Origin of the sequence: Clostridium algoriphilum (assembly GCF_020443705.1) — a bacterium.
Classification (GTDB): domain Bacteria; phylum Bacillota; class Clostridia; order Clostridiales; family Clostridiaceae; genus Clostridium_AD; species Clostridium_AD algoriphilum.
The window spans coordinates 1-907 of record NZ_JAIZZK010000113.1 but is presented as its reverse complement, the minus strand read 5'-3'; the positions used below and the strand labels follow the sequence as shown (position 1 = coordinate 907).

The window sequence follows — 907 nt, the reverse complement described above, 5'->3', positions numbered from 1 at the left end:
TTATAAAATGGATCCTATGTCAAGGATATTAAAAAAAGACTATGCAACTAAAAGTTGATTCCTGTATTGTACAGGAGTCAATTTTTTTAATCCCCATTGATATCTATAGTTATTATAATAATCCATATAATTGTCAATTAGAGTCTGCAAATCAGTGAATGTAACACAATTTTTATAGTCAATCTCATCCTTCATATGACCAAAAAATGATTCTTGAGGAGCATTATCCCAACAGTTTCCTCTTCTAGACATTGACTGTCCAATTTTATATTTTTTAAGCAACTTTTGAAATTTTGGACTAGTATAATGAACCCCTTGATCAGAGTGTATAAACGCTTCTGAAGTCAATAATTTCTTATGACCTTTAATTAATTTTTCAATCGTTTCCGTTGCAATATCTAATGTGAGTCGTTTAGATAGTTGGTATGAAAGTATTTCATTTGTAGAAGCATCTTTAATTGTTGATAAATAAGCCATACAAGAAGCTCCATATGGCATATACGTAATATCCGTTAACAAAACTTTTCCGGCTACGCCCTGTTTGAATACCCTATTTAAAAGATTTGGTACAACAGTATGTTCTCTAGTTGCTTTCATCATTCTACGATAAGGATTTGCCTTCCTAATTGGACATTTGATATTATATTTACGCATAATTCTTTGAATACATTTTCTATTAATAATTAAATTGAACTCTTGCTCGAGCAACATCTTAATAGAACGTGAGCCCCTCTTGTAACCCCTATGTTCAAATGCTTTAAGGACTATTTCTCTTAATTTCAAATCTCTTTGTTCTCGAATGTTACGCGTAGATTCTGATTTTAGGTAATTATAATAACCTGATCTTGATACTCCGATTACATCACATAGATGTCTAATCATATTTTTATATTTAGATTCAGAGAGG

At 30.8% G+C, this 907-nt stretch carries 1 protein-coding gene; it reads right to left on the bottom strand.

Features of this window, described 5'->3' with window-relative positions; translation table 11 throughout:
* Nucleotides 1-39: 39 nt before the first annotated feature.
* Nucleotides 40-907 (bottom strand): IS3 family transposase (locus LGK95_RS22165; RefSeq protein ID WP_226127079.1); only part of this gene is annotated, 868 nt, incomplete at its 5' end.